Genomic DNA, 15,399 nt, shown 5'->3' with positions numbered 1-15,399 from the left:
TCGGTTGGCTCGCGTATAGCTGGGTGACCGACCTGGAAGTCCCCTACTTCGCCATTCCGCTCGTGCTTTGCGTGCCCGTCATCGCCGCCGTGGCCTTCCGCAACTGCTGGGATTGAGCCGCCGGGCCGGCATGCGGCTTGCGGAACCTTTCGCATCGATTCAGATGAAGGAATAGGGATCCCCGCCAGGCAGCCATGGACTCGCCGCCGCCGGAACTGCTCACCGTACTTCGCCATGAAAAACACCCCAAAGGTTGGATCGGTGTCCAACTTTTGGGGTGCGGTTCAGAGCCGAAGGTTTTTGCTCGCGCTACGTCGAGTGCGACTCGAGCGCAACGAGCGATTACGTCACGCCACTTCGGCCACCGGTTCGGTGCCGGCCGCCTCGGCCAGTGCGAGTGCCTTGTCGGCCGCTTCCCACGAGAACTCGGGCTCTTCACGGCCGAAGTGGCCGTAAGCAGCCGTTTTCTCGTAGACGGGACGCAGCAGGTCGAGCATTTGGATAATGCCCTTCGGACGCAGATCGAAATGCTCGCGCACGAGCTTGGTGATCGTCGCATCCGACACCTTGCCCGTGCCGAACGTGTTGACCATGACGGAGGTGGGCTGCGCCACGCCGATCGCATACGACACCTGGATCAAGCAGCGCGAAGCCAGGCCCGCGGCCACGATGTTCTTCGCGACGTAACGCCCCGCGTAAGCAGCGGAGCGATCGACCTTCGACGGGTCCTTGCCGGAGAACGCGCCGCCGCCGTGGGGCGCAGCACCGCCGTAGGTGTCGACGATGATCTTGCGGCCCGTCAGACCGCAATCGCCCTGTGGGCCGCCGATGACGAACCGGCCCGTCGGGTTGACGAGGAACTTGATGTCGCCCTTGATCAACTCTGCCGGCAACGTCGGCTTGATGACCTCTTCGATCACGGCTTCACGCAGCATGGAGAGCTCGATTTCGGGCGCATGCTGCGTCGAAAGCACGACGGTGTCGATCGAATGGGCCTTGCCGTCGACATAGCGGACCGTCACCTGCGATTTCGCGTCGGGGCGCAGCCAAGGCAAGCGGCCGTCGCGGCGCAAGCACGCCTGGCGCTCGACGAGGCGGTGCGACAGGTGAATCGGCAACGGCATGAGCTCGGGGGTTTCGTCGCAGGCATAGCCGAACATCAGGCCTTGGTCGCCCGCGCCCTGATCGAGGTTGTCGTCATGCGCGCGATCCACGCCTTGGGCGATGTCGGGCGATTGCTTGTCGTAGGCGACGAGCACCGCGCAGCCGCGATAGTCGATGCCGTAATCGGTGTTGTCGTAGCCGATGCGCTTGATCGTGTCGCGCGCCACCTGGATGTAATCGACGTTGGCCGTCGTCGTGATTTCACCGGCCAGCACGACGAGGCCCGTGTTGCACAGCGTTTCGGCGGCGACGCGCGAGTATTTGTCCTGCGCGAGGATGGCATCGAGAATGGCGTCCGAGATTTGGTCGGCGACCTTGTCGGGATGGCCTTCGGATACGGATTCGGACGTGAAGAGATAGTCGTTTGCCACGTTGCAGACTCCTAGAGGTTACGGTGTTGAGTTCACGTAGCCGGCTTCGGGAGCCTGAAGCGGCGACGCTTTAGCGGATTTCCCATATCGCGCGAACGCTGCTGGCGCCCGGCGACTTCGCCCCGCAAGTTGTCTATTAACTCGGCGAAGCCCGTATTATAACGTCTTCTCGAGAATGTCACAGAACGAATTGCCGTGTCTGAGCCCCTCTATTCGGCGCATGGCGCGCCCAACCCTCGCATTGCGCGGGCCGTCTCCCCGGCTGCGCGCGCCGCTCGCCCATCGCCGCGCGGGGCCCGCGCATGCTGAAGCACGTCGGTACGCAGTGCGCCATCGGGCTGCTCAAGTTCTTAGCGATCTTGCCATACGGCTTCGTCGCGCGCCTCGGCGACAGCCTCGGCTGGCTGCTCTACCAAATTCCGAGCCAGCGCCGGCGCGTCGTCCACACGAACCTGAAGCTGTGCTTTCCCGAGTGGGGCGAGCAAAAGCGCGACGAGATCGCGTGCAAGCATTTTCGCCACGCGATCCGCAGCTATGTCGAGCGCAGCGTGCAATGGTTCGGCTCGCTCGAAAAGCTCGAAAAGCTCGTTCAAGTCGACAGCGAAGTCGATCTGACCGATCCCGACATGCCGCCCACGCTCCTGCTCGGCTTTCACTTCGTCGGCATCGAGGCAGGCTCGGTCTTCATCAACGTCGCGCTGCAGCGCCAATGCGCCGCGCTCTACCAGCCGATGTCGAACCCGGAGCTCGACGAGGTGGCGAAGCACGCCCGCGGCCGCTTCGGCGCCGACATGGCGAGCCGCGCGGACAGCGCGCGCGTGGTATTGCGCTGGCTGCGCGAGCGCAAGCCCGTCATGCTCGGCGCCGACATGGACTACGGCGTGCGCAATTCGACGTTCGTGCCGTTCTTCGGCATCCCGACCTGCACGCTCACGGCCGTCGGCCGCTTCGCGCAAGTGGGGCGTGCGCAAGTGCTGCCGTTCATCGGCGAAGTGCTGCCCAACTACAAAGGGTATCGGCTGAAGGTCTTCAAGCCGTGGGAAAATTTTCCAACCGGCGACGACGACACGGACGCCCGCTATATGAATGCATTCCTCGAGCAGCAGATCGTGCGGATGCCAGAGCAGTACTACTGGGTGCACAAGCGCTTCAAGACCCGCCCGCCGGGCATGCCGAGCGTCTACGAATGAGCGGCGCCGCCCGCTCGCCGCGCCGCGCAACCGCTTGCCGCAGCCGCGCCGGGTCTTACCGCTTACAATAGGCCGCATCATGAAGCTCAAGTTCACCAAGATGCATGGCGCGGGCAACGACTTCGTCGTGCTCGACGGCTACAGCCGGGCCCTTGCCCTGACGGGCGAGCAAGTGCGCGCCCTCGCCGATCGCCACTTCGGCATCGGCGCCGATCAGCTGCTGCTCGTCGAGCGGCCCACCGTCGACGGCGCCGATTTCAAGTACCGCATCTTCAACTGCGACGGCGGTGAAGTCGAACACTGCGGCAACGGCGCGCGCTGCTTCGTCAAGTTCGTTCGCGATACCGGGCTCACCGACAAGCGCAGCGTGCGCGTCCAGGTGCACGGCGGCCTCATCACGCTCACCATGCAGGAGAACGGCGAGGTGGTCGTCGACATGGGCGCCCCCACTTTCGAGCCCGCGCGCGTGCCGTTCGACGCGACCGGCCTCGAAGGCCGCGAAGAGGGCGCCGATACGCTCTGGCCGCTCGAAGTCGGCGGCCATACGTATTGGATATCGGCGGTGTCGATGGGCAATCCGCATGCCGTGCAGGTCGTCGACGATGTCCAAACGTTTCCCGTCGCGAGCATCGGCCCGCAAATCGAGCGCCACGCGCGCTTCCCGCAGCGCGTCAACGCAGGTTTCATGCAGGTGCGCTCGCGCCACGAAATCGCGCTGCGCGTATTCGAGCGTGGCGCGGGCGAGACGCTCGCCTGCGGCACGGGCGCCTGTGCGGCCGTCGCGGCCGGCATTCGCCGCGGACTGCTCGATTCGCCCGTGACCGTCCACGCGCTCGGCGGCACGCTCACGATCGCCTGGGACGGCGCACGCGACGAAGCGGCGGCGCTCATGATGTCGGGGCCTGCCACGACCGTGTTCGCGGGCGAAATCGAGCTCGCCGATTGACGCCGATCGACGCCGACGCCGCGCGCCCGTCTTTCCAACCCAACGCTTACGCCCGCCCTTTTGCCGATACCATGAACGATCGCGAAGTCGCCGACTACCTGCTCGCCAATCCGGAATTCTTCTCGCAGCACGCGGAGCTGCTGGCCGCCATCCGGCTCGCCAACCCGCACGGCAAAGCCGCCGTCTCGCTTCAGGAGCGGCAGATGGACATGCTGCGCGAAAAGAACAAGCTGCTCGAGCGGCGGCTCGCGGAACTGCTGCGCTACGGGCACGAGAACGACAGCATTGCGGCGAAGTTCAACCGCTGGACGGCCCACGTGATCGCCGAACGCGATGCGCACGCCCTGCCGCGCACGGTCGCGCAAGGCCTCATGGAAGTGTTCGACGTGCCGCGGGCGGCACTGCGGCTGTGGGACGTCGCCGACGTCTATCGCGATGCCGAGTTCGCGCGCCAAGTCGGCGAGGAAGTGCGCTTGTTCGCGAACGGCCTCGACGCACCGTACTGCGGCGCCAATACGGGCTTCGAAGCGGCGCAATGGCTGGCCGCGGGCGATGCCGCCACCGCAGCCGGTGGGGAGGCCGCGGCGGTTCAGGCCGCCGGCGTGCAATCGGTCGTGCTGCTGGCGCTGCGCGAGCCGCGTGCGAGCGAAAGCGCGAGCGTGACGGCTAGCGCCGAGACCGACGCCGTCGCGGGCGATGCTTCGACGAAGCCGGCCGCGCCGGCGTTCGGCTTACTGGTGATGGGATCGCCCGATCCGCGGCGCTTCCATGAAGGCATGGCGACCGACTTTCTGATGCAGATCGGCACGCTCGCCAGCGCGGCGCTGAGCCGGCTGCTCGCCCACTGATCTTAGGCGCTCGACGCCAGAGCCTCGCTCGTGCCCACCGCCGACTCCGAACTGATCGAACAGTACCTGGCCAGCCTCGCCCACGCGCGGCGGCTGTCGGAGCACACGCTGCGCAGCTACGCGCACGAGCTCGAGACGCTCGCCATACTGGCGGACGGACGGCCGCTCGCGAGCCTGTCGGCGGTCGACATGCGCGGGGCCGTCGCCAAAGCGCACGCCCGCGGGCTGTCGGCGCGCTCGATCGCGCACCGCCTATCGGCTTGGCGCGCGTTCTACCGTTGGCTCGGCGAGCGCATCGAGCTACCGGCGAATCCGGTGGCCGCCGTGCGAGCGCCGAAGCAGCCGAAGCGGTTGCCGAAGGCATTGTCGGTCGATGACGCCACCGCGCTCATGGAAGCCGGCTCCCCCGGTACGGCCGAGGAACTGCGCGACCAAGCAATCCTCGAGCTGTTCTACTCGTCGGGATTGCGGCTAGCGGAGCTCGTCGGGCTCGATGCCGCATTCGCGGACGTCGACGGCTACCGCTCCGCCGGCTGGCTCAATATGGCGGCAGCCGAAGTGACGGTGCTCGGCAAGGGCAAGCGGCAGCGGATCGTTCCCGTCGGCCGCAAGGCGCTCGAGGCGCTCGCCGCATGGCTCGCGGCGCGCGGGCAACTCGTGAAAGCCGACCCGCATCCGCTGTTCTTGTCGGTTCGCGGCGCGCGCATGTCGCCGAACGCCGTGCGCGAGCGCGTCAAGCGCGCCGCGCTGCGAGCGGGCATCCCGGCCAACGTTCATCCGCACGTGCTGCGCCATTCGTTCGCGACGCACGTGCTGCAATCGAGCGGCGATCTGCGCGCGGTGCAGGAGTTGCTCGGCCATGCCAGCGTCGCCGCGACGCAGATCTATACGTCGCTCGATTTTCAACACCTCGCGCGGATCTACGACACGGCTCACCCACGCGCCAAGAAGCGCAGCTGAGGCATCCGAAGTCCTTGGCTGCCGAATCCCGGATCCGTATGCGCGCGAGGCGCGCCCTCATTTCGTATTCCCTATTCCCTATTCCGTCTTTCGTATTTGCCGAACTGATCGATGAACACCGTAACGCTCAAGCCTTCGAAGGAAAAATCGCTGCTACGCCGCCATCCGTGGGTTTATGCCAACGCGATCGACCGGGTCGAAGGCAAGCCGGCATCCGGCGCCACCGTCGTCGTGCGCGCCCACGACGGCCGCTTTCTCGCCCGGGCCGCGTACAGCCCGCACTCGCAGATTCGCTTGCGCGTCTGGAGCTTCGACGAAGCGGAACCGATCGACCACGCGTTCTTCAAGCGGCGCGTGCAGCGCGCGTTCGCGCACCGGCAAGCGTTCGTGCGCGACACGGGCGCGACGCGGCTGATCTTCGGCGAAGCCGACGGCTTGCCCGGGCTCATCGTCGATTACTACGTGCCGGACGACGCCGCGGCCCGCGCCCAACTCGTCTGCCAATTCATGGCCGCCGGCGTCGAGGCATGGAAGGAGGCGATCGTCGCCGCGCTCGTCGGCGCGACGGGATGCCCGAACGTCTATGAACGCTCCGACGTGTCGATCCGCGAAAAGGAAGGGCTCGAGCAGACGACAGGCGTGCTGGCCGGCGAGGCGCCGCCCGATACGCTGATCGTGCGCGAAAACGGCGTGCGTTATCACGTCGACGTCCGCCACGGCCACAAAACCGGCTTTTACGTCGACCAGCGCGACAACCGCGCGCTCGTGCAAGCCTACGCAGCCGAACGCGACGTCCTCAACTGCTTTTGCTACACGGGCGGCTTCTCGCTCGCCGCGATGGGCGGGGGAGCGAAGCGCGTCGTCTCGATCGACTCCTCGGGCGAGGCGCTGGCCCTTGCGCGCGCGAACGTCGAAGCGAACGGCTTCGATGCGGCCCGCGCGCAGTGGCTCGACGCCGACGCCTTCCGCACGCTGCGCAGCCTCGTCGACGACGGCGAGCGCTTCGACCTCGTCGTGCTCGATCCGCCGAAGTTCGCACCGGCGCGCGAGCACGTCGATCGCGCGGCGCGCGCGTACAAGGACATCAATTTGTCCGGCTTTCGTCTGCTCCGCCCGGGCGGCCTGCTGTTCACCTACTCGTGCTCGGGCGCAATCGATGCGGATCTATTCCAAAAGATCGTGGCCGGCGCGGCGGCCGACGCGCGCGTCGACGCCCGAATCCTCAAGCGCCTTGGCGCGGGGGTGGATCATCCGTTGCTGGCCGCTTTTCCCGAGGGTGAATACCTGAAGGGGCTGCTGTTGCAAATCGTCTGACCGTCCCCATCTGCGCGGTTTGAGGCGCGCTCGCGCTCGGCCGCACTCGTTCGCGGCGAGCTCGCTTTCGGCGCGGGGCGGCCCGATCGAAGCCGATCTCGCGCAAAGATGCGCGCTCCTCGGTATGCTTCAATGTTTTCGTGGCCGGCTCGGCTCGAACCGTCCCTGATTTTCGACCAAAGGCGATTGAACATGATCCCCGTCACCATCTTGACCGGCTTCCTCGGCAGCGGCAAAACCACGCTGCTCAAGCGCATCCTCAACGAAAAGCACGGCATGAAGATCGCCGTGATCGAAAACGAGTTCGGCGAGGAGAACATCGACAACGAGATCCTCGTTCAGAACCAAGCCGAGCAGATCGTGCAGATGAGCAACGGCTGCATCTGCTGCACGATCCGCGGCGATCTGCATCGCGCGCTCGCCGACCTGGCCGAGCGCAAGCGCTCCGGCCAGATCGCGTTCGATCGCGTCGTCATCGAGACGACGGGCTTGGCCAATCCGGGGCCCGTCGCACAGACGTTTTTCATCGATAGCGAAATCGCCGACGAGTTCTTGCTCGACGCGATCATCACGCTCGTCGACGCCAAGCATGCGAACGCGCAACTCGACGAGCACGAGGTCGTGCAGCGGCAAGTAGGCTTCGCCGACCGCCTGTTCATCACGAAGGCCGATCTTGTGGGCGAAGCCGAGGTGGCCGAGCTGCGGCACCGCCTCGTTCATATGAATCCGAAGGCGACGATCAAGGTCGTCAATTTCGGCGAGGCCGACATCAAGGAGATCTTCGACCTGCGAGGCTTCAATCTGAACGCGAAGCTCGAGATCGATCCGGATTTCCTGGCCGAGGACGACCACGCGCATGCACATGGTCACGACCATGACCATGACCATGATCACCAGCACGATCATGGTCATGAGCATTGCGATCACGACCACGGCCATTGCGCCCATGACGGCCATGCGCACCATCACCATGCTCATCACGACGACAAGATCAAATCGTTCGTCTACCGCAACGATCGCCCGTTCGATCCGAACAAGCTCGAGGACTTCCTCGGCGGCGTGCTGCAAATCTACGGCGAGCGGTTGCTGCGCTACAAGGGTGTGCTCTATATGAAGGGCGTCGACCGCAAGGTCGTGTTCCAGGGCGTCCATCAAATGATGGGCAGCGACCTGGCCGCCAAGTGGCTGCCGGCCGAAAAGAAGACGAACAAGATGGTCTTCATCGGCATCGATCTGCCGCAGGACCTCATTACCGACGGCCTCGACGCCTGCCTCGCCTGAATCTCCCGCCACGTGGGAAGTCGCACGCGCGCTGCCCGCCGAGGGTTCGCTTTTTGAACGGGCGCGCGCTATATTTTCATGATATTGGGGCGCCTGAGCAGGGTTTTCTCTGTTGCGGCGCCGAAGATCGATTCAGTTACAATACGTGCCCGCCGCTCCCCGGCGGGTGTGCCACGGCACCGGGAAACCTTATCCGGACAAGGCCGAACGAGAACGATCGAGACACCGAAAGACGCAGCGCCAAGGCTCGCGCATCGCGAGCCGCGTGTTGCGATGCCGTATCGAATGGGTAGGAGCACCCGAGGATCGGTTTCCTTGAGGAGTTCGGCCCCGCATCGGCGCGGCGGAGTCTTGGCGGCCATCGGGCCGCGGGCGCCGGCGCTTCCAAGCACCGCTTGCGGGCAATACGAAAGTGCGGGCAATATGCATGGGTTTTGCCTCACATTGAAGAAGCACGCAGATGACGACGAAACGACTCTTGACCGAAGCCGAAATCCTGAAGATGAGCGACAAGGATTACATGAACGAGGATCAGCTCGCCTTCTTCAAGAACAGGCTCGAACAGCTTCAGGCGGAAATTCTCCGCAACGCCGGCCAGACGACCGAGAACCTGCGCGAGACGGTGATCGTGCCCGATCCGGCGGATCGCGCGACGATCGAGGAAGAGCACGCGCTCGAGCTGCGCACGCGCGACCGCGAACGCAAGCTGCTGAAGAAAGTGCAGCAATCGCTCGCGCGAATCGAAGCAGGCGATTACGGCTGGTGCGAGGAAACGGGCGAGCCGATCGGCGTCCCGCGCCTGCTCGCGCGTCCGACGGCCACGCTCTCGCTCGAGGCGCAGGAGCGCCGCGAGCTGCGGCAAAAGCTGTTCGGGGATTGACGCCCACGTAGCGCGGCCCGACCTGCCGCGCGAACGCACGCAGCTTCCGACGAAGCGCGCGGTATCCCGCGCGCTTTTTCTTTTGAAATGCGGAAGTGGCGGCTTTCGCGGCTTCAGCGGCTTGCGCGAACCTCCAAGCGTCGCTCGGCGATGCCAGCCTGGGCGGGTTCGTACCGCGAATGTCGCGAACGTCGCGATTCGAGCGCTCCGGCGCCCGGCACTCCGGCTCATGACCCGGCAAAGCTTACCGATCTCGATCGAGGCCGTTCGTCGGCGCTTCCACTCCCGCTGCCACTCCGTGACCGGCGCACGTCCGCCAAGAGAGCGCCGCGCGCCGAATGCATACGAGACGTCGCCCGCCTCCCCCTTGATAAAACCGCGCACGCCCTAAAATGGGCTCAATGCGCGCAAGAAAACGCTCGCGCCTTTGCGCGATGCGGAATTCCGGCGCCACCGGTCATCAGCCCGCGCGGCACCGCGCCGCCGGGCCCCTTCCGTATTCTCGAGGAACGCACCATGGAGCAATTTCACGGCACGACGATCGTCTCCGTGCGCAACGGCGACAAAGTTGCGCTCGGCGGCGACGGCCAAGTGACGCTCGGCAACATCGTCATGAAAGGCGGCGCGAAGAAAGTGCGGCGCATCTACAACGGCAAGGTCCTCGTCGGCTTCGCCGGCGGCACCGCCGACGCGTTTTCGCTGCTCGACCGCTTCGAGGCGAAGCTCGAGAAGCATCAAGGCAATTTGACGCGCGCTGCCGTCGAGCTCGCCAAGGATTGGCGCACCGACCGCATGCTGCGCCGGCTAGAGGCCATGCTGATCACGGCCGACGCGCAAACGACGCTCGTCATCACGGGCAACGGCGACGTTCTGGACCCGGAAGGCGGCCTCTGCGCGATCGGCTCGGGCGGCGCCTATGCGCAGGCAGCCGCGCGCGCGCTGGCCGAGAACACCACGCTGTCGCCGCGCGAGATCGTCGAGAAATCGCTCGAAATCGCGGGCGACATGTGCATCTACACGAACCATAACCGCGTCATCGAGACGATCGAGTAAGCGCCAAGCGAGTGAGGAGTGAGGAATCGATGAGCACCATGACCCCCGCCGAGATCGTCTCGGAACTCGACAAACACATCATCGGCCAGCACAAGGCGAAAAAAGCCGTGGCCGTCGCGCTGCGCAACCGCTGGCGCCGACAGCAGGTGGCCGAGCCGCTGCGCCAGGAAATCACGCCCAAGAACATTCTCATGATCGGGCCGACGGGCGTCGGCAAGACCGAGATTGCGCGGCGCTTGGCGAAGCTGGCCGATGCGCCGTTCATCAAGATCGAGGCGACGAAGTTCACCGAAGTGGGCTACGTCGGCCGCGACGTCGACAGCATCGTGCGCGACCTCATCGAAATCGCGCTGAAGCAAACGCGCGAATCGGAGATGCGCAAGGTCCGCAGCAAAGCGCAAGACCAGGCCGAGGACCGCATCCTCGACATCCTGCTGCCCAGCGCCCGGCCCGTCGGGTTCGGCTCCGCCTCGCCGGCGGAGGCGTCCGGCGATGAAAGCGCGACGCGTCAGACGTTCCGCAAGCGCCTGCGCGAAGGGCAGCTCGACGACAAGGAGATCGAACTCGACGTCGAGTTGCCGCAAACCGGCATGGACATCATGGGGCCGCCCGGCATGGAAGACATGACCGAACAGATCCGCTCGATGTTCGCGAACCTCGGCGGCGGCAAGAAGACGCGTCGCAAGGTCAAGGTCAAGGAAGCGATGAAGCTCTTGACCGACGAAGAAGCGTCGAAAATGCTCAACGACGAGGAAGTGAAGGCCAAGGCCGTGCAGAACGTCGAGCAGAACGGCATCGTGTTCCTCGACGAGATCGACAAGATCGCCTCGCGCAGCGAAGCGGGCGGCGCGGAGGTGTCGCGCCAGGGCGTGCAGCGCGATCTGCTGCCGCTCGTGGAAGGCACGACGATCAACACGCGCTATGGGATGGTGAAGACGGACCACATCCTGTTCATCGCGAGCGGCGCGTTCCACTTGTCCAAGCCGAGCGATTTGATTCCCGAGCTGCAGGGCCGTTTCCCGATTCGCGTCGAGCTCGATTCCCTGTCGGTGGAGGACTTCGAATCGATCCTGATCGCCACCGATGCGAGCCTCGTCAAGCAGTATCAAGCGCTGCTCGCGACCGAAGAGGTCGAGCTCGACTTCGCGCCGGACGGCATCAAGCGCATGGCCGAGATTGCGTTCTCGGTCAACGAACGCACCGAGAACATCGGCGCGCGCCGGCTCTACACCGTCATCGAGAAGCTGCTAGAGGAAGTGTCGTTCTCGGCCGGCAATCACTCCGGGCAGAAGGTCACGATCGACGCGGCCTACGTCGATCGCGCCCTTGGCGAAGTCGCGCAAAGCGAGGATTTGTCACGTTACGTGCTTTGAGCCTCGGCACGCCCATCTTGAAATGAACGGTGCGTTGCGAGCGCAGCGCACCGTCGAATTTGCCCCCCCTCAAACGTAAATCGGTCGGAATTAATCGCGTTCGCCTCGTCCCGATCGACATCACGCCGATGATCTAGCCTCCCACCGCAACGGCGGGTTCCTTGGACGCAGTCCAATCAAAAGGAGGCAAAGTCGTGAAAGCATCATCGTCGAATCATTCAGCCAAGCGTCATCTCCTAACGGCCGCCGCGATGGCGGCGTCAATGCTTTGCGCCGCACCGGCGAGCGCCGCACGCACCGCACTGCCACCGCCTCCACCGCAGCAAGTGCAGTTGCCCGACGGCATCATCGAAGGCCTCAAGATGCGCGGCGAGCATAAGGACGTGCGCGTCTTCCGCGGCATTCCCTACGCGCAAGCGCCGGTCGGCGAATTCCGCTTTCGCGAACCGCAGCCGGTCGCCCGCTGGGCAGGCGTGAGGCAAACCACACAGTTCGGTCCGCGCTGCATGCAACCGGCCGTCGGCGGCAAGCTCGACTCTCGTTCGAAGCAAATGAGCGAGGATTGTCTCTATCTGAACGTCTGGACGCCGGCCCGCGGCGCCGACTCCAAGCTGCCCGTGCTCGTGTATTTCCACGGCGGTGAGTTCGTCGCCGGGGACGGGTCGCTGCCCCGCTACGACGGCGCGAATCTCGCTTCGCGCGGGCTCATCGTGGTCACGGTGAACTACCGGCTCGGCGTCTTCGGCTTTCTCGCGCCGCCGGAGGCTGCACGCGAGTCGTCGCATGCGACGGCCGGCAATTACGGGCTGCTCGATCAGGTGGCGGCGTTGCGCTGGGTGAAGGCGAACATCGCGCAGTTCGGCGGCGACCCTTCGAAGGTGACGATCGCCGGCGATTCGGCTGGCTCGGTCGCCGTGAGCGCCCACATGGCCTCGCCGCTCTCGCGCGGCCTGTTCGCGCGCGCAATCGGCGAAAGTGGCGCGGCCTTCGCGCCCAACGGTCTTCCGCCGCGCGGGCAGGCAGAGGAAACGGCGAGGAAGTTCGCCGCGCGCGTCGGCGCCTCGTCGCTGCAGCAGTTGCGGTCGCTGCCGGCGCAAACGCTGCTCGCGGCGGCCACGCCGTCGAAGCATGCACCGGCACCGGCACCGTTCGGGCCCAGCATCGACGGACACTTCCTGACCGAGTCTCCGGAGCAGGTCTTCGCGAACGGGGGGCAGGCCCGCGTCCCGCTGCTATTGGGATCGAATTCGCAGGAGCGCCTCTACTCGGCGGTGCTCGGCGATACGGCGCCCACGCCGGAGAACTGGCAAGCGGCGATCAAAACGAAATTCCCCGCTCATGCGGAAGAAGTCCTTGCGCACTACCCCGGCAGCACACAAGACGAGGTGATGCGCGCGGGCACGGCTCTGGCGAGCGATCTTTTCATCGGCCACGGCACGTGGCGATGGATGAACGAGCATCGCGAAACGGGGCACTCGCCGATCTTCTACTACCGATACACGCAGCCGCTGCCGCCCGAGCTCAAGGATGCGTCGGAACCCGCGCAGCCGCGCGAACCGGTCCTCGGGGCCGCGCACGGTGCGCAAGTCGCCTACGCGCTCGGCAATATCGGCAATCTGCGCCGGTATGCATGGACGGCGGCCGATTACGACGTCGCGCGGATCTTCTCGAGCTACGTGGAGCAATTCGTGAAGACGGGGGATCCGAACGGGGCGGCGCCGGGTTCGGAGTCGATGGCGTCCTCGAACGAGGAAACGGCGGGGCAAAAGGGGAAGTGGCTGCCTCGGTGGCCCGCCGCGCGAGCCGACAACCAGGGCCTACTCATGCAGGTCATCGGCGAAAACACGCATTCCGTGTGGGATCGCGGTGGGCCGAGGCAGGGGTTGATCCAACGCCTAGCAGCGGGCGGCCAACTGGCAGAGGCAACTGCGCCGGCTGCGCCCGACGTAGCGGCCGCACCGGCCGCTCGATGAACGAGCCTTGAAGACGCCGCGCCGGCCGCCTTGGCGGCCGGCGCGCGGTGCTCCGCGAGCGGAGAGCATGCTACGCGCTAGCATACGCGGGGATAGCGCGAGCGCACCTTGTTAGCGATTTGGAGAAGGGCGTGCGCAGCGGGCAACTGCGTTTGCAATCACGATGACGGCAACCACGGATTCAAGAGATTGGCACCCGTCCCAGCGAAGTCCGCTATGTTGCGCGTGACGACGGTCATGCCGTGCACCAATGCAGTTGCAGCAATCAGCGCATCGCGTTCAGAGCGACGATCGGGCACATGCAATCGCGCGCATCGCTGCGCCACGATACTGTCGATAGGCAAGATTCGCCCCGCGAACTCCGGCATGACATGATGATCTAGCCAAGCGCGCAGCAAGGCCCCCTGCTTGGCATCGCGTCGCTCGATTTGCAGTACGCCGGTTTCCAACTCCATGACACTGATGGCGGAAAGAAACAACGAAGCCGCGTCGACGGTCGATGCCCAAGCGGAGACGTACATGTCCGCCTTGCCTGCTCGAACCTTCCTCAATTCGGATACGACGTTCGTATCGAGAACGTACATCACTTGAAGTCAACTGGCCTGGGTTCGATTTGAACGCGCGGCGGTTCGAACTCGATATCCTCAACGCCCGGCATCGCAATCGCATCGGCGATATTCCGTCGCTGCTGCGTAAGCTTTCGATAGTCTTCGAAACTCAGCAGGACGTGCGCAGGCCGCCCACGGTCCGTAATGAATACGGGGCCGTCCTTGGTAGCCTTCTTAGCACGCGTTACGTCGTGATTGAGTTCGCGGCTTGAAAGAGTCGTGATTGTCATGGCGAGTGCTCCATCATGATTTGTAGGTATGTTACTACATGAAGCACGACCGAGCAATGCTCAGCCCTCTGCGCGCGCGGCCTCACTGCTTCACCGGCCGCTTCGCGAGCTTTCTCTGCAGCGTCCGACGATGCATGTTCAACGCCCGTGCGGTGGCCGAAATATTCCCGCCGTTCTCGGCCAGCGCGCGCTGAATGTGCTCCCACTCGAGCCGCGCCACCGATAGCAGCGTCGGATGCTCGATCGCGGCCTCGGCTTGTACCTCGCTCGCCTCGTTCTGCAGCGCGGCCAGAATCGATTCGACGTTGGCCGGCTTGGCCAGGTAGTTGTCGGCGCCGTCCTTCACGGCTTGCACGGCCGTCGCGATGCTCGCGTAACCGGTCAACACGAGCATCCGCGCATCGGGCTGCAGATCGCGCAGCGGCGCGACCAGGCTCAACCCCGAATCGCTGCCGAGATGCAAATCGACGGTGATGAATTCGAAACGGTGTTGGTTGGCAAGCGCAATCGCCTCTTCGGCGTTGTGCGCCTGATAAGTCGTGAAGCCGCGGCGCGTAAGCCCGCGTGCCAAAATGCCCGCGAAGACTTCGTCGTCGTCGATGACGAGAAATTGATTGCCGCTCAAGATTCGTTCTCCTTGAAATCCAACGAGGTAGGCATGCCGCGCCGTGGTTGCCCGTCGTCCTGCGCTGCCGGCACGCGCAGCACGGCACGCGTGCCGTGCGGTTCGCCGTCGAGCAGCTCGACCGATCCGTTCAACCGCGCCGCCGCGGCAAACGCAAGATAGAGGCCGACGCCATGTCCGCCCTGGGTACTGTCCACCGGCGCCGCGCCGAGCTTCGTGCGCAGCGCGGGCGAAATCCCGGGACCGGAATCGCACACTTCGAATTCGATGAAGCCGCCGGCCACCGCCGCGGCAAGCGTCACGCGGTCGCGGCTCGCACGCGCCGCGTTGTCGAGCAGGATCGTGAGGATTTGACCGACCGCGGCCGTCTCGTCGAGCCAGACGTCGCCCGCCGCCACGCCGGCCCGCACGAACTTGACGTGCGGATGGCGCAGCCGCCACTGCTCGCAAAAACTCGCGAGCCAGCGGTCGAGCCGCTCGCGGGCCGGCGCCACCGACGCGCGGGTGGGCAGCCCCGCGCGCGGCGAGGTGCACAACGTCATATGATGCTGGAGCAACCAGAAATCGGCTGCGTACCGCGCGA

General features: G+C 65.2%; 15 protein-coding genes. 10 read left to right on the top strand and 5 right to left on the bottom strand.

All coding sequences use genetic code 11. The annotated features are described in order from the left end of the window. Positions 1–347: 347 nt before the first annotated feature. Entirely contained in the window at positions 348–1,535 is a 1,188-nt protein-coding gene (metK, locus tag ACTHNZ_RS00945) for a methionine adenosyltransferase (protein WP_440540613.1), read from the bottom strand. Positions 1,536–1,837: 302 nt separating this feature from the next. Between metK and ACTHNZ_RS00940 the strand changes: the two genes are divergently transcribed. The 10 genes from ACTHNZ_RS00940 to ACTHNZ_RS00895 all read left to right on the top strand — a co-directional run bounded on the left by ACTHNZ_RS00940 (position 1,838) and on the right by ACTHNZ_RS00895 (position 13,353). Then, positions 1,838–2,725, top strand: coding sequence for a lipid A biosynthesis lauroyl acyltransferase (locus ACTHNZ_RS00940; RefSeq protein WP_440540612.1), 888 nt, complete (start codon positions 1,838–1,840; stop codon positions 2,723–2,725). A 79-nt stretch (positions 2,726–2,804) separates the two neighbouring features. Next, positions 2,805–3,671 (top strand): diaminopimelate epimerase, encoded by an 867-nt coding sequence (dapF, locus tag ACTHNZ_RS00935; RefSeq protein ID WP_440540611.1) that lies wholly within the window; start codon positions 2,805–2,807, stop codon positions 3,669–3,671. Between the two features lie 71 nt (positions 3,672–3,742). Further along, complete coding sequence (locus ACTHNZ_RS00930; RefSeq protein WP_440540610.1) at positions 3,743–4,519, top strand: DUF484 family protein; 777 nt, start codon at positions 3,743–3,745, stop codon at positions 4,517–4,519. Positions 4,520–4,549: 30 nt separating this feature from the next. Continuing rightward, positions 4,550–5,479 (top strand): tyrosine recombinase XerC, encoded by a 930-nt coding sequence (xerC, locus tag ACTHNZ_RS00925; protein WP_440540609.1) that lies wholly within the window; start codon positions 4,550–4,552, stop codon positions 5,477–5,479. Between the two features lie 111 nt (positions 5,480–5,590). After that, a complete protein-coding gene (locus ACTHNZ_RS00920) occupies positions 5,591–6,793 on the top strand; it encodes a class I SAM-dependent rRNA methyltransferase (RefSeq protein ID WP_440540608.1) in 1,203 nt (400 codons plus the stop codon). 192 nt (positions 6,794–6,985) lie between these two features. Next, on the top strand, positions 6,986–8,074 hold the full coding sequence (locus ACTHNZ_RS00915) for a CobW family GTP-binding protein (protein WP_440540607.1): 1,089 nt from the start codon (positions 6,986–6,988) through the stop codon (positions 8,072–8,074). A gap of 460 nt (positions 8,075–8,534) precedes the next feature. Next, on the top strand, positions 8,535–8,954 hold the full coding sequence (dksA, locus tag ACTHNZ_RS00910; RefSeq protein WP_102645627.1) for an RNA polymerase-binding protein DksA: 420 nt from the start codon (positions 8,535–8,537) through the stop codon (positions 8,952–8,954). Between the two features lie 516 nt (positions 8,955–9,470). Continuing rightward, positions 9,471–10,007 (top strand): ATP-dependent protease subunit HslV, encoded by a 537-nt coding sequence (gene hslV, locus ACTHNZ_RS00905; protein WP_440540606.1) that lies wholly within the window; start codon positions 9,471–9,473, stop codon positions 10,005–10,007. Between the two features lie 29 nt (positions 10,008–10,036). After that, on the top strand, positions 10,037–11,380 hold the full coding sequence (gene hslU, locus ACTHNZ_RS00900; RefSeq protein ID WP_440540605.1) for an ATP-dependent protease ATPase subunit HslU: 1,344 nt from the start codon (positions 10,037–10,039) through the stop codon (positions 11,378–11,380). A gap of 194 nt (positions 11,381–11,574) precedes the next feature. Then, positions 11,575–13,353: a carboxylesterase/lipase family protein gene (locus tag ACTHNZ_RS00895; protein WP_440540604.1), complete on the top strand. Its 1,779-nt coding sequence runs from the start codon at positions 11,575–11,577 to the stop codon at positions 13,351–13,353. 158 nt (positions 13,354–13,511) lie between these two features. Here ACTHNZ_RS00895 and ACTHNZ_RS00890 read toward each other — a convergent pair whose 3' ends face one another. The 4 genes from ACTHNZ_RS00890 to ACTHNZ_RS00875 form a co-directional block, all read right to left on the bottom strand. Continuing rightward, positions 13,512–13,940 carry a type II toxin-antitoxin system VapC family toxin gene (locus tag ACTHNZ_RS00890; RefSeq protein ID WP_440540603.1) on the bottom strand — a complete coding sequence of 143 codons (429 nt, stop codon included), beginning with the start codon at positions 13,938–13,940 and terminating at the stop codon, positions 13,512–13,514. After that, positions 13,937–14,191, bottom strand: a complete 255-nt coding sequence (locus tag ACTHNZ_RS00885) for a type II toxin-antitoxin system prevent-host-death family antitoxin (protein ID WP_440540602.1) — start codon at positions 14,189–14,191, stop codon at positions 13,937–13,939. Before ACTHNZ_RS00885 ends, ACTHNZ_RS00890 begins: the two co-directional genes overlap by 4 nt. A gap of 82 nt (positions 14,192–14,273) precedes the next feature. Then, positions 14,274–14,816, bottom strand: a complete 543-nt coding sequence (locus ACTHNZ_RS00880) for a response regulator transcription factor (protein WP_440540601.1) — start codon at positions 14,814–14,816, stop codon at positions 14,274–14,276. After that, the coding region (locus ACTHNZ_RS00875) for a sensor histidine kinase (RefSeq protein WP_440540600.1) at positions 14,813–15,399 on the bottom strand (587 nt) is incomplete at its 5' end. The genes ACTHNZ_RS00875 and ACTHNZ_RS00880, both read right to left, overlap by 4 nt.

Origin of the sequence: Trinickia sp., from assembly GCF_051953955.1 — a bacterium.
Taxonomy (GTDB): domain Bacteria; phylum Pseudomonadota; class Gammaproteobacteria; order Burkholderiales; family Burkholderiaceae; genus Trinickia.
This window is presented reverse-complemented; position numbering and strand designations above follow the sequence as displayed.

What these genes read in the sequence shown, in the direction of transcription:
- dapF (WP_440540611.1), top strand. Translation starts at nt 2,805, where the DNA reads ATGAAGCTCAAGTTCACCAAGATGCATGGCGCGGGCAACGACTTCGTC.
- ACTHNZ_RS00915 (WP_440540607.1), top strand. Translation starts at nt 6,986, where the DNA reads ATGATCCCCGTCACCATCTTGACCGGCTTCCTCGGCAGCGGCAAAACC.
- ACTHNZ_RS00930 (WP_440540610.1), top strand. Translation starts at nt 3,743, where the DNA reads ATGAACGATCGCGAAGTCGCCGACTACCTGCTCGCCAATCCGGAATTC.
- hslV (WP_440540606.1), top strand. Translation starts at nt 9,471, where the DNA reads ATGGAGCAATTTCACGGCACGACGATCGTCTCCGTGCGCAACGGCGAC.
- ACTHNZ_RS00920 (WP_440540608.1), top strand. Translation starts at nt 5,591, where the DNA reads ATGAACACCGTAACGCTCAAGCCTTCGAAGGAAAAATCGCTGCTACGC.
- hslU (WP_440540605.1), top strand. Translation starts at nt 10,037, where the DNA reads ATGAGCACCATGACCCCCGCCGAGATCGTCTCGGAACTCGACAAACAC.
- ACTHNZ_RS00940 (WP_440540612.1), top strand. Translation starts at nt 1,838, where the DNA reads ATGCTGAAGCACGTCGGTACGCAGTGCGCCATCGGGCTGCTCAAGTTC.
- dksA (WP_102645627.1), top strand. Translation starts at nt 8,535, where the DNA reads ATGACGACGAAACGACTCTTGACCGAAGCCGAAATCCTGAAGATGAGC.
- ACTHNZ_RS00885 (WP_440540602.1), bottom strand. Translation starts at nt 14,191, where the DNA reads ATGACAATCACGACTCTTTCAAGCCGCGAACTCAATCACGACGTAACG.